Origin of the sequence: Streptomyces sp. GbtcB7, assembly GCF_019091445.1 — a bacterium.
GTDB lineage: Bacteria > Actinomycetota > Actinomycetes > Streptomycetales > Streptomycetaceae > Streptomyces > Streptomyces mirabilis.
Window position 1 is genome coordinate 47,836 of the sequence record NZ_JAGXJM010000051.1, and the last position, 22,465, is coordinate 70,300.

The following is a 22,465-nucleotide window of genomic DNA, read 5'->3' on the forward strand; positions in this document are numbered from 1 at the left end:
CCCCTGCTGACGTCCTTCGACGTCGCCGCCCGTCCTCCACCGATGAATCCGTAGATCACTTCACATCATTACCGGGAGAACCCGTGACCGTGAGCAAGAACATCAACAACCCCGTGGGCATGGGCGGCGGCCAGCGCAAGAAGCTGTCCCGCGCCGAACGGCAGAACAACGGTCCGCACCGCAACCTCGACCGCCAGGGTGCAGCCGACCAGAAGGCGGAGCTGGTGCGCAAGATGCGCGAGAAGACAGGCGCAGCTGAGGGCGCCGGGCAGGCGGGCGACGACACCGCACAGAGCTGACGCACCGCGGCAGGGCGCCACCGCGTGGGGCAGGGCGTGGCCGGTCCCGCTCAGCGCTCGGCCGAGCACCCGCGTCCCGGCCGGCCACCCGGGGCAGCCGCAGATTCAGCAGTCTCGTCACCGCCACCACTCCGAGCTGCACCAGCAGCGCGTTCCCGTGCCCAGCCCGGGCGACACCGTCAGGAAGAGCGTGACGGGCGTCAACCCCCACGGCCGGCGGGGACTGCTGCACGGTCACCATCACCGCGCCGCCCGCCCCCGCCCGGTCCGCCGGTACGTCAGAGAGCACGACCCGCAGCAGCACCGGGAGCTGGAAGCCCTGGCCGGGCCCGGCCAGCAGCAGACTGGGAAGTAGTTACACGAACCCCGGGTCCGGCCAGTCGCGCGGGACCGCCAGCACCAGCAGCACGAGGCCCGTCCCCTGGATTGGCGCACCGGCGACCTGAGCCGGCCGCCGTACCTGCCGATCAGCCTCGGCGCGGCGAGGGTTCCTGCTCACGATCTTCTTCCCGGCGTCGATGCCCTGGCCGGCGGCGGGGACGCTGGTGGAGGTCTTGACGCTCTGGGCGTCAATCACACAGGCCGACGGCTCGGCAGCCCGCCCCTCCTTCGCCCGTAGGAGCTGCCGGAGCAAGCCGCCCAGCTGTGCGAACACGCCCTCGTCCGCCCACTTGGCGAAGTAGCCGTAGACCGTGTTCCAGTGTGGAAAATCGTGCGGGAGGTAACGCCACTGAACGCCGGTCCGGTCCACGTACAAGATCGCGTCCATGATGTCGCGCAGGTCGTGCTCGGGCGGCCGGCCGAAGTCCAGGGCCCTGCCGCGGCGCTCGAAGCGCCAGGCCGAGAGCACGGGCTCGATCAACTCCCAGCGGGCATCGGACAGATCACTCGGATACGGACGCCGCTTCGCCATGCTCGGGATGTATCGCCGCGGACCGAGTGCGCCCAGGCGCACAGCGATGACGACAGAAGCACGCAGCCCTGAAAACCGGACATCCTGGAATGAGACAAGAACGAGCAGCACCCCGCCCCACCCGTCCCCCCTCCAGACCCACCAACCCCAGCCGCACCTGCTACCTCTTCCACACCGCCACTCCACCCTCTGAGAATCATTCCATAAATGTCCAAAGCGGATGAAAACGACCTCTTATGGCAGCTCCCGTCTCGTTTGAAAACCACCTGGTTCACGCAGGATTGCGAACCCACACCCGGCTGCACCCAACGCCCCGGCACACGCCCTGCCCAGTCCGACAGTCGCCCCGTACCCAGGCGTCATGCACGCCTCACGGCCCTACCCAAACGACCTGTCCGACGCCCGCTGGGAACTCATCTGCCCTCTGCACTGCACCGTCAGGGCCAGCCGGCGCTACTGAGGGCGGCTGAATAGTTTAAAAGCAGACATTCAATTCCCTGTACATATTTGAGGCTACTCCCGCCACATACTTCAGGCCAGATTCCAGGACATGGGCGAAACGCCGCCACGATGGTCGTGTCTGGTACCCTGGCGCCAGGCTGGGCGATGAGCTCACCACGGGGGGGATTTCTCATGCAATGGGAATCGATAGATCACGTCATCAAGGAAATGGCAGGAATAAGTCCGGAAACCGCCGCTGTTCTGGGTGACGGGTTTTTCGTCGACTATGCGTCGTTGGACGACGGAGCGGATTTCCTGGCCGAGGCGATCGAAGCTGCCGGCGTTTCGCCGCTCGACCGCGTGGGCGTGTACATCAGGTCTGGATACGAGTTCCTGGTAGCGGTGTTGGCCCTTTCTCGTGTAGGCGCGGTCCCCGCGCTGCTCGACGTGTTGGGCGATCCGGAGTCCATGAGGCGAATTCCGGATGAAGCGGGACTGAACTTCATCATCACGCATGGCGCGGACGCCGCTCTCACCGAGGAAATGTTCTTCGACGACGAGGAGCCGGGTGCCGTTCCCGGAGCGCCGGATTTCGCTTTGGTCGCGCGCGAAGCTGCCGCAGTGGACAAACTCGACGACCCAGGGATCATTTTCTTCACCCCCCGGAATGGGGATCCGGTCTTCGTGTCGCATACGGAGATCCTGGAAAGCATGCAGGAAATCGCAGATGGACTGGGTCTGTCGGCTCGGGACGTCGTCACGATAACCGAGTCGCTGAACTCGCAGGATTCGATCGTGTTGGGCTTCAGCGCCTTCCTCGTCGGAGGTGGTCTCTCCCTCGGGCGGACGCCACGCTTTGTCGAGGAATCGCAAACGCGCATGATCAGTTCTAGTTCCGTGGCCATGCTCGCCTCGGCACGGCGGCGGCCGCTCGACACTGCTGGCCTCGCCGTGTCGTCCCGGCCACAGCTGCGCGCGATCGTCGGCAGCGACGAACTCCTGCCGGACAACTGCGACAACTGGTTCGAGACGGGCTTTCACGACCACTGCGCGCACACGAAGGAGGGGATGATGGAGCCTCAGCTCTGCACCATCGACCTCATTGGCGGCAGAGTGAGGATCGACCGCCACGCACGTGCCGTGTTCGACGAATTCGACGAGCCGTATGCCCTCGGTCTCCTCGCGGGAAGGTCACTCGGCCACTGAGGCCAGCGCGTCCAGGGTCTCCGGTTCGCGACGGCGGTCCAGCGTGGCGCGGACGTCATCGAGTGAGGCGTCCTTCTCCAGCCACACGGCGTGGGCGAGGGCGGCGACAAGTTCAGCGTCCGTGAGTGTCGGATCGTCGGCGCGGGAATGACCCGTCATCGCCAGCGCGGCGCGCAGGCCGGAGCCCGACTTGCGCAGTGACTCCACGCCGAACTCGTCACTGGGGCGGAACTCCAGGAAGACGACGTCTCCCACCTCGGCCCGCAGTTCCTCGAGGAAGCGTTTGATCGTCCCGGTCCGGGCCTGGACGGAGGACCAGACGATCTCCTGCGGTCCTAGCCGGCTCGCGAAGGACTTGGACGAGTTGGGTCCCACACCGAGCAGGGCAGCCAGGCCGGACGGAAGGCTGAACGAGGATCCGCGTTTGTGCTGATTGTTGATCGTCATCCGGAAGCGCAGAGTGTCGCCCTCACGGTAGAGCCGCGGCGTTCCCTGGGGGCTGCGGCCAGGTTTGCGTACCGCGCTCCGAAAGGAGACAACGTTCGCAGCCTGGCGAAACTCGCCGGCGGAGGCGTAGGTCCGGATGCTGGCCTCGCTCACGTCGTATCGCGAGCGGATGGAGGCGATCAGCTCGTCGAGCTCGATTTGGCCGCCGTTCTCGGTGATGAGGTGGGCGATCTGCTGACGGATCGGCATGTACGCGGGCAGCCCCCAGCGGGTGAGCGCCCACTTGGTCCGGTCCGACTTCATGAACCGCTTGTCCGCCACGAGCGCGTTGCGCACCGCCGCACTCGTCCGCTTCGGGTGCAGTTGCGCGTGAATCTCGTCGAGCGTCCTCGGTTCGCCGACGACGCCCAGGATCCCGGCGACGTGGTCCTCGATGCTGAAGGTATGGATGAGGACATGGCCGACGAGCGTGGTGTAACCACAGCGGGTGAGCCAGCGCGCCGCTTCGTCCTGCGCCAGTGAAAGCTCCTGGGCGACGATGCCGAGCGGAACGACGCCCTCGGGTGAGGCATGAGTCTCGAGGATGTCCGCGGTGGATTCGACGACGTCGTCCGCGTCGGGGGCGAGGACCCATCCTTCCCGCACCTCGAACTTGGTCCCCACCGCGGCGAGAACCTCGATGACCGATACACCCAGACTCTCGACCGGAGCGTTCACCTCCGGCCGCTGCGCGGCCAGGCGGCTGACCTCGGCGGCGTAGGGAACAGTGTCGACAACCCAGCGCGCCGTCTCGGCGACCACCTCGGAGGCGAAGAGGGCGACCTTGAGGTTTCGGCGCACCTGGTGGTCGATCTGTCCCGTGCGCTCCCGTGAGATACCAATCGTCTGTCCGAGGCGGGCCAGGGGCACCGGCCTGGGGGAGAAGATCCGTTCACGACACAGCATGAGTTCCCGGGGGCCCAGCGCCTGGAAGATGTCATCCAGGGCCTCGGCGACCTCCGAGCAGCGCATCGGCTCAGACACAGTCAATTCCCTCACCCCTACGACGAACCCGGCGTGTCAGCGCGGCCCAGACAAGCTCGGAGGTGTTCCTCCTGCACCATCATCTCTCAGTCGATGAGCAGGCATCGCTCCGCGGATGATCCGGACAGACAGCTGACCGAAACCAGCTTGCCGACGACGTCGTCAGCCCTTCGCTCGCGGACGGACCGCGGGGGGGTGAACGTAGGAAAGTTCACTGTGGTGAGCGGGATTTGGGTACGGAGTGAGGTGTGCCTGAAGCCGACGCAGCGCTTGGTTGCCTGCCATAAGTGCCATGGCAGTTAAGTCCTTTGTTTGACCTTATCCTCTCCCTCAATGGATGACCAGTTTCTGGTCAATTTCCATCCCAAGCGGCACGTCGGTTCTCGGCCCCCCGCTCTCCAGGCGGGCTTGCTTCAACGTGCCGTGGTACGCGGACAGAAGGGCGTCCAGGCGCTGTTCCGCGAACCGTTTCAACGCGGTGCTCAGCGCCTTGGGATCCTGCAACCCGTCGCCCACGCAATCGACCAGAAGCTGTGCCTGGCAGAAGGCATCGGTGATGCCCCGAGCGGTGATGGAGTCCTTGTGGTGCCCCGAGTCACCGACCAGGACCCAGCCCGGTCCCTGCGCCTCGCGGAAGAAGTTGCGCTGATCGCCGGTGCCGTGCACATGCTCCAGTCGGCGGCCGGCCGCCATCTCCTCGCGTACCTCGGGCGCGGTCTTCTGCACCTGCGTGAGCAGCGCGTCGAGGGCGTCGCCGCGTATGGCTGGGAACTGCGCCTGTGGGAAGTACGCAGCGACAAGGGTCGCCCCGTCGTTCGTCGGAATGGTGGCGACCCACCGGCCTGGAGCCTCGAAGGTGCGCAGGAGGGGGGGAAGGTCGGACCAGTACGTGTAGTACACGCAGGTGTGGTGCGGGTCCTGCATCAGGACGGGTGCTCGCACCCTGGCCGCCACCGTGGAACGCATGCCGTCCGCGCCCACGACAAGACGGGCGCGTTCGGTGTGCTCCGCCTCACCCCGGACGGAGCCGGTCCTGACGCCCACGACGCGTCCGTCCTCGAAGAGCAGGTCGTTGACGGAGGCGTTGGGGCGGTACTCGACTCCCGCGTCGACAGCGGCGCGTATGAGGATGGGGTCGAGGAGCCGGCGGCGGGGCGCGTATGCGGCACGGACACCGCCGGTGCGGCTCGAGGCGCCGTCGAGCACCGTGTCCCCGGCCGTGTGGCGAATCCGTTCCAAGGGGGGACAGCCGGTGGCCACGACCTCGGGCAGCACGTTCCAGCGGTGGAGTGCGGCGACGCCCGACTGGTGGATGTAGAGGGTGGACTGGGCGTCCCTGACGACCCTGTCCCGGTCGACCATGAGGACCCGGTAACCGTCCCGGGCCAAGAGCATCGCGGTGGAGGCGCCCGCGATCCGGGCACCGACCACGATCACGTCATACACGACGTCCTCCTTGTTTGCCGGCGGCTGCGCCGGTTCGGGTCACGAGGTCGTGAGGGGCAGGTCCAGCCAGGCGGCGAGAGAAGCGACCGTGGGGTTCTCGAAGAGCGTCCTGAGCGAGATGTCAGTGCCGAACTCCTGGTTCACGCGCAGGACGATCCTGGTCGCGAGCAGGGAGTGGCCCCCGAGGTGGAAGAAGTCGTCGTCTGCGCCCACGCGCGACAGGCCGAGGACGTCCTCGAAGATGCGGGCGATGCCGGTCTCCAGCTCACCGGCCGGCGGGCGGCCGGTGTCGACGGCCTCGTAGTCGGGCTCGGGCAGGGCACGCCGGTCGAGCTTGCCGTTCGGGGTCATCGGGATGCGGTCGAGGGTGACCACGAACGAGGGGACCATATGGTCCGGGAGATTCTCCCGCGTCCTTAGGACGACCTTTTCCGCGAGGCCCTCCCGGTCCGCGCCGGCGTCCGGTACGACGTAGGCAACGAGGACGAGTGCGCCGCTCGGCGCGGTCTTCGGGACGACCACGCAGGGGCCGACGCCGGGGGTCTTCGCGGCCACCGCCGCGACCTCGGCGAGTTCCACGCGGAAGCCACGGATCTTGATCTGGTCGTCGTTGCGGCCGAGGTAGACGATGGTGCCGTAGTCGGACCACATCGCGAGGTCACCGGTGCGGTAGAGACGTTCCCCCGGCTCCCCGTAGGGATTGGCGACGAACCGCGAGGCTGTCAGGGCCGGCTGGTTGTGGTAGCCGTTGGCCAGCTGTGCGCCGGCCAGGTACAGCTCTCCCGGGACACCGGCCGGGACGGGCTGGAGGAACCGGTCGAGGATGTAGCCGTCGCAGTTGGCGGCCGGCCGGCCAAGCGGTTCGATGCCGCCCAGGACGGCGGAGTCGGAGCGCAGGTCGACCCGGTGGAAGGTGAGTTCGCCGGTCTCGGTGGGGCCGTAGGTGTTCCACGCGGTGATGCCGAGGCGGTCACCGAGCTCCTGCGCCAGGCTCCGGGGGAGGGCCTCTCCCGAGCAGACGACGTGCCGCAGCGCGAGGTGGGCCGGGTCCGGCTCCGACTCCAGGAACGCCTGGAGCATCGACGGTACGAAGTTGCCCAGCGTGATGGACTCGTCACGCATCAACTGCGTGAGGTGGAGCGGGTCTCCGTGCCGTCCCGGCTCTGCCAGCACGACGACGGCGCCCGAGGTGAGGGTCCAGAAGAGCTCGGTGACCGACACGTCGAAGCTGATCGGAGCCTTCTGCAGTACCCGGTCGCGCTGGGACAGGGCGAACAGCTGGGACTGGCCCCAGCGGATCCGGTTCACGATCGAACGGTGGGACAGCACCACGCCCTTGGGCCGTCCCGTCGTACCGGAGGTGTAGATCACGTAGGCCGGGGCCTGGTGGTGGAGGCGCCCCCCGCGCTCGGCGTCGGTGACCGTGTCCGCCGGCTGGGCGGCGATCGCGGTCGCGGTCGGCACGTCGTCGACGGTCAGCAGTACGGTCCCGTCCATGACCCCCAGGATGGGCTCCAGCTTCTTCAGGAACTCGGTCGAGGTGATCACGACCGGCGCCTGGGTGTCCTGGAGCATGTACTCGATGCGGTCGTCCGGGTAGGCGGTGTCGACGGGTACGTAGGCCGCGCCGCAGCGCAGGACGGCGACGAGGGCGACCACGAGGTCGTGGGAGCGGGGCAGGGCGACGGCGACGCGGTCGCCCGTGCCGATGCCCGCCGCGAGCAGGTGACGGCACAGCCGGTTCGCGGACGCGTCCAGCTCGGCGAAGGTCCGGCTCTCGCCGCGGAAGACGACGGCGGGATCGTCGCCCGCGCGGCTGAACTGCGCGTCCAGAAGGGACAGCAGGGTCGCGTCGTCGTCTGGGCGCGGGCCGAGGTTCCAGTCGGTGACGACTTGGCGGATGTCGGCTTCGTCGGCGACGGACAGGGCGCCGATCCACTGGTCGTCGGCGGCGCCGAGGAACCTGTCGAAGTAGGCGATGAACCGGTGGAGGTGGCGCTGTACGGAGGGGACGTCGAACAGGGAGGCGTTGGCGTCGAGGTCGAAGCGCAGTCCGTGGCTGGAGTCGAGGTAGACGGACAGCGACAGGTCGTCGACCGGTCCCGTGGAGAGTCCTTGCTGGACGCCGGTGATCCCGCCGAAGTCCAGGTGGTAGTCGAACGCCTTGATGTTGATCTGCGAACCCGAGAGCCGGCCGTCGGTGCCGATCAGGCCTGCTTCGCGGGCGATGCTCTCGCGGCGGTAGCGCTGGTGGGCGCGGACCTGGCCGACCTCGTGGGCGAAGTGCCGGATGATCTGGGCCACCGTCGCGTGGGGGTCGATGTCGACGTGCAGCGGAAGGATGTTCACCGTGACCGCGGGCGTGCTGAGCGCCGTGGGTGTGGAGCGGCACATCATGGGGAGGCCGGGCGCTATGTGTTCGGTGCCCATGACCTTGGAGAGGTAGGTTCCCCAGCTGGCGATGACGAGCTCGCCCCAGGTGGCCCCCTGGGCGTCGGCCACCTCGCGCAGGCGCAGGCGGGCCGCGTCGCCGAGTTCCACCGTGACGCGGTGGGGCGGCTTGTCGTAGTCGTCGTAGCCCGAGGACGCGAGCACGCCCGGCACCCGCTGGGCGGAGCGGCCGTCGACCTTCCGGGCCCAAAACGCGCGGTCCTCCTCGAAGGTGGGGTCCGCCTCGGCCTGGATCTCCTCGTCCAGCAGGTCCGTGATCCGTCCGAACCAGCGGGCGCGGGGCGGGCGGCCCTGAGCGAGGGCGGTGTAGAGCTCCGCGACCCGGCGGGAGATGAGCATCAGGCCGTAGGCGTCGAGGAGGATGTGGTGCGACCGGAAGTACCAGACGCCCTCGTTCTCGCCGAGCCGGTAGTAGGCGCTGTGGACGAGGTCGTCGCCGGTCAGCTCGCGCGGTACGGCCAGGTCGGCGTGCATGGCCCGCAGCGCAGCCGTCTTCGGTTCGGGGCTGCCGCCGAGGTCGTGCACCGCGACGGCGAGACGGTCGGCGGGGGCGGGGTGCGTGCCGTCGTCCTGCCGCGGGAGGGGCCTGCTCAGGACCTCCGATTCCGCGACGGCCGTCCGGACGGCCTCGTCCAGCAGGGCCGGATCGACGCCCCGGCCGAACCACACGGCCTGACCGATGTTGAAGATGGGGCTGTCCGGCACCAGTTGCTGTGCGTAGAGGATCCCCTGCTGTGCGCCCAGAAGTGCGAGCGACTCGATCTTGCCGCCGGTCATCGGCGTCCTCCCCGTTGTCGTAGAGGGGCCTCGCCGGCCTGGCCGCCGCGTCGGCCAGGCCGGTGGCGAAGACTCGCCCCCTAAACCTAGACTATCAGTTTTGATACTTCATTCGGAATGCTGAGTGTGTGATCCGGACTCAGGTGACCGCCCCGGCGGAGACCCGCTCGGCCCGGGGCTCGCGCGTCTTGAGCAGCTGCAGGCACGGTCCGGTCATGGCCGTGGTGGTGAGGGCCATGACGACCATGGCGAGGAAGAGGGGCGGGGAGAGGACTCCCGCGCTGTAGCCGACTTTCAGGACGACGAGTTCGGTGAGCCCGCGGGTGTTCATGAGGACCCCGATCCGCAAGGACTCCCGGCGTTCCTGCCCGCCCAGCCGCGCGCCGAGGTAGCCGCCGCCGACCTTGCTGAGCGCGCCCAGGACCACGGTGCCGACAACGAGGCCCCACGGGGTGTCGTCGAACCCGGCCGTCAAGACCGTGACGCCGGTGACCGCGAAGAACACCGGGACGAGGCCGCGTCCCGCACGCGTCACCGAGGCCACCGCGGACTCCCAGGGAGCCGAGTCGGTGGCCGGAACGGCGAGCCCCAGCAGTACGGCTCCGAAGACCGCGGTCAGGCCCAGCCGTTCGGAGGCGAAGGCCAGCGTGATCGCCAGGGCGCCGATCACCAGCGCGGTGCGCCTGCGGGCCCGGGTGACCATGCCGGTGCCCAGTCGGGAGCCCAGCGCGCGGCGCGCTCCCAGGGCCAGCACCGCCCCGGCGGCGAGCACCTCCATCGAGCGCAGGAAGCCCGCCGGGCTGCCGGACGCCAGGCCCACCGCGATGGAGAGCAGGATCCACCCGGCGATGTCGATGAGGATGGCCGCGAACATGGCGACCCGCCCGGTGACCGACCCCAGCATGCCCCGTTCCTCGAGGATTCTGGCGAGCACTGGTACGGCCGTGATGGACAGCGACACGGCGACCATGAGCACGACCGCCGACGCGGGGGCGTGCCCGCGCACGTCCGCGTCCCCCCGCCACACCAGCCATCCGGCGAGCAGCGCCCCGGTCACCAGCGGAAGGACGAACGCGCCCAGGGCAACCGGTCCAGCGGCCCGACGCACCGTCCGCTGCACGCCCAGGCGCAGCTTGTGGGTGGTCCCGACCAGGAACAGCGCGAGACCTCCCTCGGAGACGAGCTTGAGCGTGTCGAGCGTGCCCGCGGGCAGCAGGCTGTGGAGCACGTCGGTTCCGAAGAACGCCACGATGAACGGCCCGGCGAACAGGCCCGCCATGATCTCCCCGACGACCTCCGGCTGACGCAGCAACCGTGCCGCCCTACGCCCGAGCAGGGCGAGCAGGAGGATGGCCAGCAGGGTGGCCGCCAGCCGCGCGGTGAAGGACACGCCGTCGGCGACGCCCATGGGTACCGTCCTTTCGGTTCGGGATGACGACCGTTCCCGTCGTCGGCCCATGGGGCCCGCAGGGGCAGCCGGTCGTTCCCCGGCGGCGGACCGTTGTCCGCCGTCCGGGCAGCACGCCTCGGCGGCCGGACAGGAGCAGTCCTGTCCGCCGCACGAGATACGTCACTCACGGCCCTGCCGGGGCCGTCCAGGTCATGCGGTCCGGGTCGCCTCGGCGAGGCTCTTGGGGCGCATGTCGGTCCAGTTCCCTTCGATGTGCGCCAGCGCCTCGTCGCGCTTCGCGCCGGTCAACGCCGCGACCCAGCCCGCCGGGACCGGCGCGAACGCGGGCCACAGGGAGTACTGGTTCTCGTCGTTCACGAGGACGTGGAACGTGCCTTCAGGGTCGTCGAATGGGTTGTTCATGATCGGTTTCCCCTCCATGGAGCGGGTCGGCATCACAAGCGGTACCGAGCGACCTCCGGCCGTGGCCGCCGCGCGTCACCCGGCGGTTCAGACGGGCACCGATACCGGCTCCGCCCAGCCGAGGCCGTCGGGGGTCGGCACCAACCCGCCCTCGAGCAGCGGCGGTTCGACCACTTCGGTGCCCTCGCCGCTATTCGCCTGGAGGGCGTTCATCTCCTCCATGACCTCCCGCACCACGGGGGCCGAGAAGAGGTGGTTCATGCGCTGACCGGAGTCCGTCTCCATCCCTCCGGTCCGCTCCGCGGCACGGGAGATGTCCTCGGCCGAGCGCGCGAACCGCTCGGCCACCTGCGCTCCGTCGGTCAGTACGCGTTCCTTGGAGGACCCGCCGGCCACCAGCGAGACGAACGCCTCGAAGGACGACTGGGGCAGGTTGGTGACCTTCCGGGCCCGCCAGAAGTAGGAGTCCTCGGCCTGGTCCATGTGGTAGAAGGACGAGAGGAACTCGTAGAAGACCGAGTACTCACGGCGGTAGCGGCCATCGAACTCGGCGAATGCCCGCTCCTCGGAAACGCTCTTCTCGAGCACGCTGTTGATGGAGCGCGCCGCCAGCACACCGGCGTAGGTCGCCAGGTGGACGCCCGTGGAGAACACCGGGTCGATGAAGCACGCCGCGTCACCGATCAGCACGATGCCGGGGGCGTGGAAGCGGGTGTTCGCGTAGGAGTAGTCCTTACGGATGCGGACCTCGCCGTACATGCTGTCGTCGTTGACCCGGGTGGCGTCGGTCAGCATGTCCTTGACGTACGAGCTGCGGTCGACGAACTTCATCAGCGCGGCTTCGCGGTCGCCCTGGATCTGCGACGCGTTCTCCCGGCTGATGACGGCGCCGACGCTGGTGAGGGCGTCGGTGAGCGGGATGTACCACAGCCAGCCCTCGTCGAACGCCTCGCAGAGGATGTTGCCGCTGTTGGGCTCGGGCAGCCGGCCGCCGCCGTTGAAGTAGCCGAAGACGGCCACGTTCTGGAAGTGCTCGGAGTACTTGCGCTCACCGCCGGTCGCACGCCACAGGCTGCTCCGGTTGCCGGAGGCGTCCACCACGTAGGTCGCGGAGATCTCGTGCTCACCGCCGTCCGCGTCGCGGTAGGACACGCCGGTGACCCGGCCGTCGTCGGCCTGGAGGGAACCGGTGACGTCGCACTCCTCGCGTACGTCGGCGCCGCAGCGGGCCGCGTTGCGCAGCAGGATCTCGTCGAAGCGGGCCCGCTCCACCTGGTAGGCGTTGGAGGTGGGGCCGCTGTATTCCGGGGATATGGAGAACAGGAAGTTCCACGGGACCGGGTTGGTGCCCCAGCGGAAGCTGCCGCCGCGCTTGTACATGAAGCCGGCCGCCTCCATCTCCTCGGTCACACCGAGGAGTTTGCAGACGCCGTGCACCGTGGCGGGCAGCAGGGACTCCCCGATCTGGTACCGGGGGAACTTCTCCTTCTCCAGGAGGACGACGGAGTGGCCCCGGCGCGCCAGCAGTGTGGCGACGGTCGATCCGCCGGGCCCTCCGCCGACGACGACGACATCGACCTGCTCTTTACGGCTTTCCATGTGCTTGGTTCCAATCCTGGTTCGGGTCAGCGGGCGGTCTGGGCGTCGGCGGCCGCGTCCACGGACGAGAACTCGGCGATCCATGTGCCGAGCGTCGGCGACGACGCCAGGGTCACGAAGTCGGCGCCCCGCACTCCGGCGGCCCGCCACTTCTCGACGAGGGACATCAGCCGGATGGAGTCGAGCCCCGCGTCACGCAGATTGGTGTCATCGCCGATCTGCTCGGGCTCGAGGCCGGCCGCCTCGGCGATGTCGGCCTTCATCTGCTCGCGGCTTATCGTGGGCATGCCTGGGTTCCTCTCTGGTCTGGTCATGCTGGTGGTGGTAGGACGGAGGGCGAAGTTCAGCCGCGCAGGATGGCGCGGAGGTCGGCTCGGCTCGCCTTCCCGACTTTCGTCTTGGGGAATTCCCGTACGACCCTGGCCTCGTCGGGCAGCTTCCAGTCGGCCAGACCGTTCTGCCGTGCGAAGGTGCGCAGGTCCGTCAGGGACGGCGCGGTGTCCGCCGCGCTCGGGACGACGAAGACGCAGGTGCGTTCGCCGAGCATCTCGTCGGCCATTCCGACCGCGATCACATCGTCGACGAGCGGATGCCGCAGCAGATGCTGTTCCAGCTCCTCCGGCGAGAGCTTCTCGCCGCTGCGGTTGATGAAGTCGCCCGCGCGCCCGACGACGACGAGGTTCCCGTCGGGCCGCACGCTGACGATGTCGCTGGTCCGGTACCAGCCGTCGGCGGTGAAGGAGCGGTGGTTGGCGGCGGGATTGCGGAAGTAGCCGCGGATCGTGTACGGGCCCCGGGTGAGTAGATGGCCGGACGCGCCGGCCTCGACCGGACGGTCGTGTTCGTCGACCACGAGCAACTCGTCCCGGTCGGACATCGGTCTGCCCTGGGTGCCGACGGCGATGTCCTCGGGGTCGTCCAGGCGGGTGTAGCAGACCAGACCCTCGGCCATCCCGAACACCTGTTGTGCACGCGCGCCGAGAGCGGGCCTAACCCTGGCGGCCAGTTCGCCTGGGCAGCGCGCGCCTCCGATCTGCACGACCTCCAGGGTCTCCAGTCCGGGAGCGCCCGATCGTTCGGCCGTGTTGACCCACACGCGGGCAAGCGGCGGTACGAGCGCGGTGATGGTGGTGCCGGTCTCCTTGATGAACGCGAAGGCCGAGGACGGGCTCGGGTCCTCCGTCAGCGCCACCGTGCCGCCCGCCCACAACGCGCCGAGGATGCCGGGGGAGCTGAGGGTGAAGTTGTGGGAGGCCGGCAGCACCGCCAGGTAGACCGACGACTCGCTCAGACCGCACACCTCGACGCTGCGCCGGACGCTGTAGAGGTAGTCGTCGTGGGTGCGCGGGATGAGTTTGGGAATTCCGGTGCTGCCTCCGGACAGCTGGAGCAGGGCCACCGCACCGGCGGACGGCGCGGGCTGCTCGACCGCGGGCAGGTAGAGGTCGCCGAAGTCCGCGCCGGCCACCGAGAGGGCCCGCGCCGTTGCGGGCCCGGCGGCGATCACGTGGCGCAGCGTCGGCGCCTCTCGCCGTATCCGCTGTGCCAGGTCCACGTAGGAGAAGCCGGCCCCGTCCTGCGCGACGACGATCGCCACCGCGGAGCTCGCCTCTGCGATCGCGGCCAGTTCGGCGTGTCGGTGGGCGGGAAGGCACATGACGGGTACGGCACCGAGCCGGAAGAGGGCGAACAGCGCCTCGAGGAACTCGGCCCGGTTGGGCATCTGGAGCATCACCCGGTCGCCGGGCCGGATGCCCAAGTCCCGCAGTCCGGTCGCGAACGAGGAAGCGGAGTCGTCGAGCTGACGGTACGTCAGTGACCGGTTCTGGTCGCGGGCCGCACGCCGCTCGCCCGACTCGGCTGCCCGGCGTGCGAGCAGCTCACCGAAGGTGATGCCCGCCCAGTAGCCGGAACTCCGGTACGAGGCGGCCTCTTCCGTCGGCCACGGGATGAAATCACCGCTGGTCAACGCGCTGTGCGACATGCCTGCCCTTCCGTGGGGGTGGGTGGGTCGGGGGCCGACGGCGTCATCCGTCGACGACCTCACCATACCGTAGGTAGGCATTAATATGATAGTCTAGTTTTATGACGATCTCAGTGACTGGGACGGCGGGGGAAGGTACGGCGCGTCAACAAACCACTCCCTTCGTTCTCTCGAAACGGCATCGGTCGATCCACGCACCTGGCTCCCTCGACTCGTTCGACGACGCGCACGAGGCCGCCGCACAGCTCAGGGAAGGACGCATCCCGGCCATCGTCGGTGCCCTTCCCTTTGATCTGAGGTCTCCCGCCGCTCTCACCGTTCCCGCCGCGCTCCACCGCCTCCCGGGGCCGTGGTCCGCCGCCCTTCCTTCCGGCACCGTGCCCCAATGTGTCGTTCTCGACCGCATCCCTTCCCCCGACGGCCACCTCGAGGCCGTCGGCTCGGCGCTGCGCCGTCTGCGCGCGTTGGACGATCCGATGACCAAGGTGGTGCTGGCGCGCTCGCTCGTCCTCGGCGCCGACCGCCCCATCCCGCCGATGGCCCTGATGCACAGGCTGGTGGCCAACGACGCCGCGGGCAACGGCTTTTGCGTGGACCTGACTCCGGCGGGGGAGCCCTACACGGCCCGCACCCTGGTCGGATCGAGTCCGGAGCTCCTGGTGCGCCGTTCTGGACGCGAGGTCTCCTGTTTCCCGCTGGCCGGAACGGCCGCACGCGCGGCGGACCCCGACCAGGACGCCGCCGTCGCGCAGTCTCTCACCCGATCGGTCAAGGATCTCGGCGAACACGCCATCGTGGTCGAGGGGTTGCGCAAGTCGCTCGGCGCGCTCTGCGAGGACGTCCGGGCCCCGAGCTCGCCGTCGCTGGTGGCGGCGCCGGCCCTGTGGCACCTCGGTACGCCCGTGACCGGCACCCTCAGGAGCGAACAAAGCTCCGCGCTCGACCTGGCTCTGGCCCTCCACCCGACCGCGGCGGTCTGCGGCCATCCCGCCGAGGGGGCCCGTGACGCCATCGCACAGATCGAGGGGGACCGAGGCTTCTATGCCGGCGCGGTGGGCTGGTGCGACGCACAGGGCGACGGCGAGTGGATGGTGTCCATACGCTGCGGAGAGATCACGGCCGACCGGCGCAGCATCCGGATCTTCGCAGGCGGCGGCATCGTCGCCGAGTCCGACCCGGAGGCCGAACTCGCCGAGACCTCCGCGAAGTTCTCCCCGATGCTGACCGCGCTGGGGGCAACCGAGTACGCCTGGGCGTAACCGACCGCGGCCCGCCGTCGCCTCGCCCGCGGGGGCGAAGCGACAGCGGGCCTGCGGGGGCCGCGGCGAGACCGGGCACCGGCGCGCCGCGGCCGGCGCCATCACGCCGCGGCGCGCCCGGACAGCGAGCCGACGACCTGGTCGGTGGTCACCACCGAACCGCACCTCTTGGTGGTGTAGTGCAGCGCCAGGAGGTGCTCGTCCCGGCTGAAGTCGGCGGTGGCGTCGGCCACGATGAACGGCTGGATGTCACTCATGAATGCCTCGGCGGCACTGAGCATGCAGCCCATGTGGGCGTACACCCCGACGACGATCAGCTGATCCCGCCCGTGATGCTTGAGCAGTTGCGCCAGATCGGTGCGCTGGAACGCGGAGTAGCGCCACTTGGTGACGAAGATGTCGTCGTCGTCCGGGGTCAGCTCGTCGACGATCTCCGCGTCCCGGCCGGAGTTGAGCCCACTGCCCCAGAAGTCCGACAGCAGGCCGCGCCGCGACGGGTGCTGGTTCCCGGGCTGAGCCGTGTACACCACCGGGACGCCTGCCTCCCGGCACGCCCGGCGGATGGCGGTCATGTTCCCGAGAGCTGTGGAGATCGGCTCGGCCTGGGGGTCGAAGGCGTCGATGAAGTACTTCTGCATGTCGTGGACGAGCAGCGCGCACCGAGCCGTGTCCAGCTGCCACGGAACACGGTTGGTGACCAGCTCTCCGACGGAAGGCAGGTCGTACGCGGGAATTGGGGGAATCGCCATCGGGCGTCCTTTCCGGTAGATGGGTCGTCACATGTCCAAAGTGGCGCCGCCGTCGACGCGCAGGTCGTGCAGGGTGATGTGGCGCGCGGCGGCGGAGGACAGGAAGAGAGCCGCGTCGGCTATGTCCTGCGGCTGGGCGACGCGGCGGAGCGGCACCCCCAGCCGGTACGTCGTGGGGTCACCGCCGATCGTTGAGTCCATGTCCGCGGCACCGGTCCAGCTCTGACGCAGCATCGCGGTTTCGGTCGAGCCGGGCGACACGAGGTTGCACCGGACGCCTCGACCCGCGACCTCGAGTCCCAGGCCGCGTACGAACGCGGTGGCCGCCGCCTTGGATGCGCCATAGGAACTCATGCCCACCCGGGGGGTGGACGCCGCATTGGAGGTGATGACGGTGATCGCCCCGTGCCCACGGGCGGCCATGCGCCGCGCCGACTCCGAGGCGACGAGCATGGTGCCGGTCGCGTTCGTCGACAGACAGCGTTCCCAGGCCCCCTCGGCGGCCTCGAGCGCCGGCCCGGTCGCCAGCGCGCCGGCGGCATGGACCACGACGGACACGTCCCCGGCGGCGGATTCGGAGAAGTCGAACGCCTCGCGTACGGCGGCGCGGTCGGTGATGTCCGCGCACACCGCGTACACCTTCGCGGCATGGCGCGCCCGGATCTCCGCGGCGGTGGTGTGGACCCCTTCGGCGACGTCCCAGAGCACGACCCGTGCGTCCGCGGCCGCGAACGCTTCGGCGACCGCCCGTCCGATTCCTCCGGCGGCACCCGTGACGATCACGCTCGCACCGGTCACGCCGTCGAGCTGGCTGCCATGATTCATGAAACCTAGACTATCACTAGAAATATTGTTACGGTAGGGCACTGCGGGCGGCGCACATCCGGAACGGCCTGATGCCTCCGCGCCTCCCGCACCTGTCTCGCGACCTGGAGGGTCGGATGCGCTCGCACATCCTTGGCAAGATCGACCTCGATCAGACCCGGTTGGCCCCGGATCTCGGATACCTCGCCTCGGTTCCGACCGTGGAGGAGGAGTACGACGAATTCAGCAATGGGTTCTGGAAGCACGTCCCCCTGTGGAACGCCTCCGGGGACAGCGAGGACCGGCTCTACCGTGACCTCACGGGCACCGTCGCCCGCTCGACGGCGCACGTGGAGCGGGTCCCCTACCTCAAGGAGATCGTGACCACGGTGTTTGACGGGGCGCACCTGCAGATGGCGCGGACCCGGAACCTGAAGAACGCCATCGTCATCCCGCACCGCGACTTCGTGGAGCTGGACCGCGAAGTCGACCGCTACTTCCGTACGTTCATGGTGTTGGAGGACAGCCCGCTCGCCTTCCACTCCAACGAGGACACCGTCATCCACATGCGCCCGGGCGAGATCTGGTTCCTGGACGCCGCGACGGTGCACTCTGCGGTCAACTTCTCCGACATCAGCCGGCAGTCGCTGTGTATCGACTTCGCCTTCGACGGGGGCTTCGACGAGAAGGAGATCTTCGCCGACCCGAACGTCTACACCCCTGACTCCACGCCCGACCTGCCCGAGCGTCGTCCCTTCACCGCGGAGCACCGCCGGCGGATCCTCAGCCTGGGCCAGGTGATCGAGCGGGAGAACTTCCGGGACATCCTGTTCCTGCTGTCCAAGGTGCACTACAAGTACGACGTGCACCCCAGCGAGACCTACGCCTGGCTGATCGAGATCTCGAAGCAGAGCGGCGACGACAAGATGGTCGAAAAGGCCGAGCGCATCAGGGACTTCGCCGTCGAGGCCCGCGATCTGAGCGAGCGGTTCTCCCTGACCTCCTGGTGAGGACACGGCTCCGGCCCGCCTGACAACCGTTCGCCCCGGTGGCGCGGCGCGCCGCGGTTGCGCGTCGGCCGCTGCCGGACCACGGGGCACGTAGGTGGTGTACCTCCTGCCGGTCTCTGGCAGTCAGTTGCTGGTTCGACTCCAGCTGCCCCGACCGCCTCGCGCTCGGACGCGCTCCCTGCCGCCTCCGAAGGTTCTGCGTTCGCATCGCGGACACCCCATCCCATCGGACCCATCGGACCCATCGGACCCATCGGACCCATCGGACCCATCGGGCCGGATCAACGAGGAGCGACTTCACATGTCCACCGATCGCATACGCGTGGTGACGACCGCGCCGCAAGAGGCACAGGCGTCCACGCCGCCGGACGGCCCAAGTCGGCACCGCCCGAGCCGACTTCCCTCACTGACCGGCCTGCGCTTCCCCGCCGCGTTCATGGTGTTCGTGTTTCACGCCTCGCTGCCGCTTCCCCTGGTGCGCCTGATCGCCGACGACAAGGTGGAACAGCGTTTCGGATGGGCCGTCGGCCCGAGCGGCGCATTCGGCGTGACGTTCTTCTTCGTGCTCAGCGGATTCGTGCTGACCTGGTCGGCTCCCGGTAATGACACCGCGCCGTCCTTCTGGCGCCGGCGCTTCGTCAAGATCCTGCCCAACTATGTCGTCGCCTGGATCCTCGCGATGGTGCTGTACGCGGCTGCGACGCCCGTCCTGCCCGCGCTCGGCGCCCTGTTCATGTTCCAGGTGTGGACGCCGTACTTCTCCGAGCACCTCCCGGTGAATCCGCCGAGCTGGTCGCTCGCCGTCGAGGCCGTCTTCTATCTGGTCTTTCCGCTGCTGCTGGCCGGGATCAGGAGCATCCCCACCGACCGGCTGAAGTACTGGATCACCGGCACGGTGGCGGCGGTCTTCGTCACGCCGCTGGTCACCTATTACCTCGTGCCGGCAGGCCCGCACGTGATGCCCGGCACGGACGGCACCTCGCCGGTCCACTACTGGTTCGCCTACATCATGCCGCTACCGCGCGTCCTGGACTTCGCGCTCGGAATCCTCGTCGCGCGGGCCGTCATGCTGAACCGCTGGCGCAACATCGGCATGGTCTGGTCCGGTGTCCTGCTCGCCGCCGGATATGTCGCCTGCTACCACGTGCCGTACCTGTACGCCCAGCGCGCGATGTGTCTCATTCCGGCGGTCACGCTCATCGCCGCCGCCGCCATGGCGGACCAGAAGGGCGGATTCACGCTGTTCCGCAGCCGAGCGATGGTCTGGCTCGGCAATGTGTCCTTCGCCTTTTACCTGCTGCACTTCATCGTGCTCGCCTGGTTCCGCAAGATGCTGGGCGTCGAGTTGTACGGGACCGGGACCAGCCTGGCCATCCTCGCCGGCGAGGCGGTGGTCACCCTGCTGGCTTCATGGGCCCTGTACTCCCTCGTGGAGGGACCGCTGACACGACGCTTCTCCCGTGCGCGGCACGGGGGTTGACATTCCGCCAGCACCCGTCCTTACGGTTGCCCGTAAGTCCGTCTGGATGATAGTTTAGTAACTGATCGGTGATGGGGTCAGCTGGCCCGCAGCCCCGCCGCACACCCTGGCACGAACACGGACGGCCCCATCCGACGGCCGCCGCGGGCCGCTCACTCACCTGCTTCATCGCCACTGTCCGACCAGTGCGCCCCAGTCCCCCCGCGTCCCCGAACAAGGAAACCGAGTACGAGTGACGACGTTACCCGAGCAACCACTTGACGACATCGCAGCTCCGGCCGAGACCAGGAAAACACGCGACTGGCTCCTGCTGGGCATCTCTCTGGGCTACTTCATGGTGCTGCTCGACACCACCGTCGTCGTAGTCGCGCTCCCGGCCATCGCGGAGGAGTTCCACGCCTCCGTCGACTCCCTCCAGTGGATCTCGAACGGCTACACCCTCACGTTCGCCGCGCTCCTGCTCACCGCGGGCGCGTTGTCGGACCGGCTGGGAGCCAAGCAGCTCTTCCTCTACAGCTCCGGCGCGTTCGCCCTGGTGTCCGCCATCTCGATCGCGGCACCCAACACCCTGTCCCTGGTCGTCCTGCGTGGACTGCTGGGCCTGTTCGGCGCTGGCCTGCTGCCCACGTCCATGGCGCTGTTCGTCAACTCCTATCCGGACCCGGCCAAACGTGCCAGAGCGATGGGCGTGTGGGCCGCCATCACCGGTGTCGCGCTGGCGGCAGGTCCTCTGATCGGAGGCGTGCTGACCGATACCCTCGGCTGGCGCGCGATCTTCGCGGTCAACGTCCCGGTGGCCGCGCTCAGCATCGCGATCACCGCGAAGAAGGCGCCCGCCACGGCGCCGAAGCGGGACCGCGGCCTGGACCTCCCGGGTCAGCTCACCGGCATCGCCTGCCTAGGTCTGCTCACCTACGGGCTGATCGCCGGCGGTGAGAGCGGGTTCGGCGACCCGGTGGTCCTGTCCACCCTGGCCGCCGCGGTGGTCATGGGCATCGCCTTCGTCGTCGTCGAACGCAGCCGGCGCGGCGACGTAATGCTCCCGATGAGCCTGTTCGGCTCGTCCACCTTCTCGGCGGGCCTGCTCGCCGGACTGCTGGTCAACTTCGGCCTGTCGGGCGCCATGTTCGTCCTGTCGCTGTTCTTCCAGACGGTGGACCACGCCAGCGCGATGAAGACCGGCCTGCTGTTCCTGCCGTTGACCCTGCCGACCGCGTTCAACGGCAGCAACGCCGGCAAGCTCGTCGCGAAGATCGGGCCGCGGATCCCTGCCACCATCGGATTCGTCCTCATGGGTGCGGGCACGCTGCTCCAGGTGCCGTTCATGCACACCTCGGCATCGCAGATCGGCAGCATGGCCGGACTTCTGCTGCTGGGCTTCGGCATCTCCTTCGCGATGCCGTCGCTCATCAGCGCCGTCATCAGCTCGGTGCCCAAGCACCACGCCGGCATCGGCGGCGGAGCGCTCAACGCCGCTCGGCAGAGCGGTGCCGTCCTCGGCGTCGCCATCCTGGGCGTCGTGATCGGTTCGGGCGACGGATCGCAGCACTACGGACTGGCGATGGGCATCGCCGGAGCGCTGCTGCTGGTGGGCGCGCTAGTGGTCGCCGGATTCGTGGGACGGCGCGCCCCCGGCACCGAAAAATGACACCGGACCGTGCGGCCGGGCGACGCTGAAGCGTCGGATTACCGCCCTGCCGCACACAGGTGCCCCGCGAACACACCGACCCCCGCGGTGTGGTTCGCGGGGCACCGCCCACATTCCCCAGGCCGAATCCGGCTGGGCACGTCATCGACGTCCATGGAGTCACCATGCGCCTGTTCGTGTTCCACCACGCCGGTGGTTCGCAGCTCATGTTCCGCGGCTGGGCCGCCCACTTCCCGGGGGGCTGGGAGATCCATGTCCCGAACGCCCCGGGCCGGCTGATGGACGGCCGGGTCCCGCTCGAGCGCATGGACGACCTCGTGGACCACTTCCTCACCGAGCTGGACACCGAACTCACCGGCAGGTTCGCCCTGTTCGGGCACAGCATGGGCGCCGCGGTGGGATACGCGCTGACCCTGCGCCTGCTCGAGGAAGGCCGTACCCCGCCCGTCTGGCTGGGGGTGTCGGCGCGCACCGCGCCCCTGCCCACCACCGTCGACGAGCAGCCGACCACAGAGCGGGCCGCGCTCCCCGAGAGTGCCTCCGACGAGGTCCTGCGGCGCCGGGTCGCCACCATGGGCGGCACCCCGCAGGGCATCCTGGACGACCCCGACCTGTGGGCCCGGTTCGAGCCCACCATACGGGGGGACCTGCACCTCACCGAGTCATGGCGCCCACCCGCCCCGGTCCCTCTCGCGGTGCCGATCTCCGCGTTCGCCGGGGCGGACGACCCCGTCGTACCCGTCGAGTCGCTCGCCCGGTGGAGCGCGCTGACCCGGCACTTCCTGGGCCTGAACCGCTTCGACGGCGACCACTTCTACTTCCAGGACGACCCCGGCCCGCTCGCCCGCCGGATCCACGCCGACATACGCCGGGCCACCGCCCTGCGGGCCACCGCCACCGCGTCGGCGGCGCCCCACGCGTAGGGGGAGGCCCCGGCAGCCCTGCCCCCGCCAGCGTGCAGGCCGCGCGGATCGCCGTCGCTGTCGTGCCCGCATATGGACGGGGCACTTTGACGACAACTCCTAGCGGTGGTTTGTTAGACCGGGATGTAGAGGTTCAGGGGTCTGCCGGTGCCGACGGTGTTGATCAGTTCTTGGAGTGCTGGGGGCGGGGGCT

18 protein-coding genes and 1 pseudogene are annotated in these 22,465 nt (G+C 68.9%); 8 read left to right on the forward strand and 11 right to left on the reverse strand.

Annotated elements, in window-relative coordinates:
• Nucleotides 1-83 precede the first annotated feature (83 nt).
• Together KVT44_RS48670 and KVT44_RS48675 are read left to right on the forward strand one after the other, a co-directional pair.
• On the forward strand, nucleotides 84-299 hold the full coding sequence (locus tag KVT44_RS48670) for a DUF6243 family protein (RefSeq protein ID WP_179200783.1): 216 nt from the start codon (nucleotides 84-86) through the stop codon (nucleotides 297-299).
• A gap of 157 nt (nucleotides 300-456) precedes the next feature.
• Nucleotides 457-654 carry a hypothetical protein gene (locus tag KVT44_RS48675; protein ID WP_217574824.1) on the forward strand — a complete coding sequence of 66 codons (198 nt, stop codon included), beginning with the start codon at nucleotides 457-459 and terminating at the stop codon, nucleotides 652-654.
• 135 nt (nucleotides 655-789) lie between these two features.
• Here KVT44_RS48675 and KVT44_RS48680 read toward each other — a convergent pair.
• Nucleotides 790-1,212, reverse strand: a pseudogene (locus tag KVT44_RS48680) (transposase); the annotation flags it as partial.
• Nucleotides 1,213-1,845: 633 nt separating this feature from the next.
• Here KVT44_RS48680 and KVT44_RS48685 point away from each other — a divergent pair.
• Entirely contained in the window at nucleotides 1,846-2,859 is a 1,014-nt protein-coding gene (locus KVT44_RS48685; protein WP_168512877.1) for an AMP-binding protein, read from the forward strand.
• Here KVT44_RS48685 and KVT44_RS48690 read toward each other — a convergent pair.
• From KVT44_RS48690 to KVT44_RS48725, 8 genes are all read right to left on the reverse strand, one after another.
• Nucleotides 2,845-4,329, reverse strand: coding sequence for a hypothetical protein (locus KVT44_RS48690; RefSeq protein WP_217574826.1), 1,485 nt, complete (start codon nucleotides 4,327-4,329; stop codon nucleotides 2,845-2,847). The genes KVT44_RS48685 and KVT44_RS48690 overlap by 15 nt on opposite strands.
• 330 nt (nucleotides 4,330-4,659) lie before the next feature.
• Entirely contained in the window at nucleotides 4,660-5,775 is a 1,116-nt protein-coding gene (locus KVT44_RS48695; RefSeq protein WP_217574828.1) for an NAD(P)/FAD-dependent oxidoreductase, read from the reverse strand.
• Between the two features lie 39 nt (nucleotides 5,776-5,814).
• A complete protein-coding gene (locus tag KVT44_RS48700) occupies nucleotides 5,815-9,003 on the reverse strand; it encodes a non-ribosomal peptide synthetase (protein WP_217574830.1) in 3,189 nt (1,062 codons plus the stop codon).
• Between the two features lie 139 nt (nucleotides 9,004-9,142).
• Nucleotides 9,143-10,411 carry a cation:proton antiporter gene (locus KVT44_RS48705; RefSeq protein WP_217574832.1) on the reverse strand — a complete coding sequence of 423 codons (1,269 nt, stop codon included), beginning with the start codon at nucleotides 10,409-10,411 and terminating at the stop codon, nucleotides 9,143-9,145.
• Between the two features lie 192 nt (nucleotides 10,412-10,603).
• Nucleotides 10,604-10,816, reverse strand: a complete 213-nt coding sequence (locus KVT44_RS48710) for an MbtH family protein (RefSeq protein WP_254650908.1) — start codon at nucleotides 10,814-10,816, stop codon at nucleotides 10,604-10,606.
• An 87-nt stretch (nucleotides 10,817-10,903) separates the two neighbouring features.
• A complete protein-coding gene (locus tag KVT44_RS48715; protein ID WP_217574834.1) occupies nucleotides 10,904-12,415 on the reverse strand; it encodes a tryptophan 7-halogenase in 1,512 nt (503 codons plus the stop codon).
• A gap of 26 nt (nucleotides 12,416-12,441) precedes the next feature.
• Complete coding sequence (locus KVT44_RS48720) at nucleotides 12,442-12,702, reverse strand: phosphopantetheine-binding protein (RefSeq protein WP_217574836.1); 261 nt, start codon at nucleotides 12,700-12,702, stop codon at nucleotides 12,442-12,444.
• Between the two features lie 56 nt (nucleotides 12,703-12,758).
• Entirely contained in the window at nucleotides 12,759-14,399 is a 1,641-nt protein-coding gene (locus KVT44_RS48725; protein WP_217574838.1) for a (2,3-dihydroxybenzoyl)adenylate synthase, read from the reverse strand.
• A 101-nt stretch (nucleotides 14,400-14,500) separates the two neighbouring features.
• On the opposite strand from KVT44_RS48725, the gene KVT44_RS48730 reads away from it, so the two are divergent.
• Nucleotides 14,501-15,658 carry an isochorismate synthase MenF gene (locus tag KVT44_RS48730; RefSeq protein WP_217574840.1) on the forward strand — a complete coding sequence of 386 codons (1,158 nt, stop codon included), beginning with the start codon at nucleotides 14,501-14,503 and terminating at the stop codon, nucleotides 15,656-15,658.
• A gap of 101 nt (nucleotides 15,659-15,759) precedes the next feature.
• Here KVT44_RS48730 and KVT44_RS48735 read toward each other — a convergent pair whose 3' ends face one another.
• Both KVT44_RS48735 and KVT44_RS48740 read right to left on the reverse strand, forming a co-directional pair.
• Nucleotides 15,760-16,407 carry an isochorismatase family protein gene (locus KVT44_RS48735; protein ID WP_217574842.1) on the reverse strand — a complete coding sequence of 216 codons (648 nt, stop codon included), beginning with the start codon at nucleotides 16,405-16,407 and terminating at the stop codon, nucleotides 15,760-15,762.
• A gap of 27 nt (nucleotides 16,408-16,434) precedes the next feature.
• Nucleotides 16,435-17,232: an SDR family oxidoreductase gene (locus KVT44_RS48740; RefSeq protein ID WP_143609630.1), complete on the reverse strand. Its 798-nt coding sequence runs from the start codon at nucleotides 17,230-17,232 to the stop codon at nucleotides 16,435-16,437.
• Nucleotides 17,233-17,348: 116 nt separating this feature from the next.
• Here KVT44_RS48740 and KVT44_RS48745 point away from each other — a divergent pair, with 116 nt between their 5' ends.
• From KVT44_RS48745 to KVT44_RS48760, 4 genes are all read left to right on the forward strand, one after another.
• On the forward strand, nucleotides 17,349-18,221 hold the full coding sequence (locus KVT44_RS48745; RefSeq protein ID WP_217574844.1) for an aspartyl/asparaginyl beta-hydroxylase domain-containing protein: 873 nt from the start codon (nucleotides 17,349-17,351) through the stop codon (nucleotides 18,219-18,221).
• Nucleotides 18,222-18,522: 301 nt separating this feature from the next.
• The gene (locus KVT44_RS48750; RefSeq protein ID WP_217574846.1) at nucleotides 18,523-19,701 is read left to right on the forward strand and encodes an acyltransferase; all 1,179 of its coding nucleotides are present in this window, start codon (nucleotides 18,523-18,525) and stop codon (nucleotides 19,699-19,701) included.
• Nucleotides 19,702-19,933: 232 nt separating this feature from the next.
• The gene (locus KVT44_RS48755) at nucleotides 19,934-21,349 is read left to right on the forward strand and encodes a DHA2 family efflux MFS transporter permease subunit (protein WP_308314337.1); all 1,416 of its coding nucleotides are present in this window, start codon (nucleotides 19,934-19,936) and stop codon (nucleotides 21,347-21,349) included.
• A 164-nt stretch (nucleotides 21,350-21,513) separates the two neighbouring features.
• Entirely contained in the window at nucleotides 21,514-22,272 is a 759-nt protein-coding gene (locus KVT44_RS48760) for a thioesterase II family protein (RefSeq protein ID WP_217574848.1), read from the forward strand.
• Nucleotides 22,273-22,465: the final 193 nt, after the last annotated feature.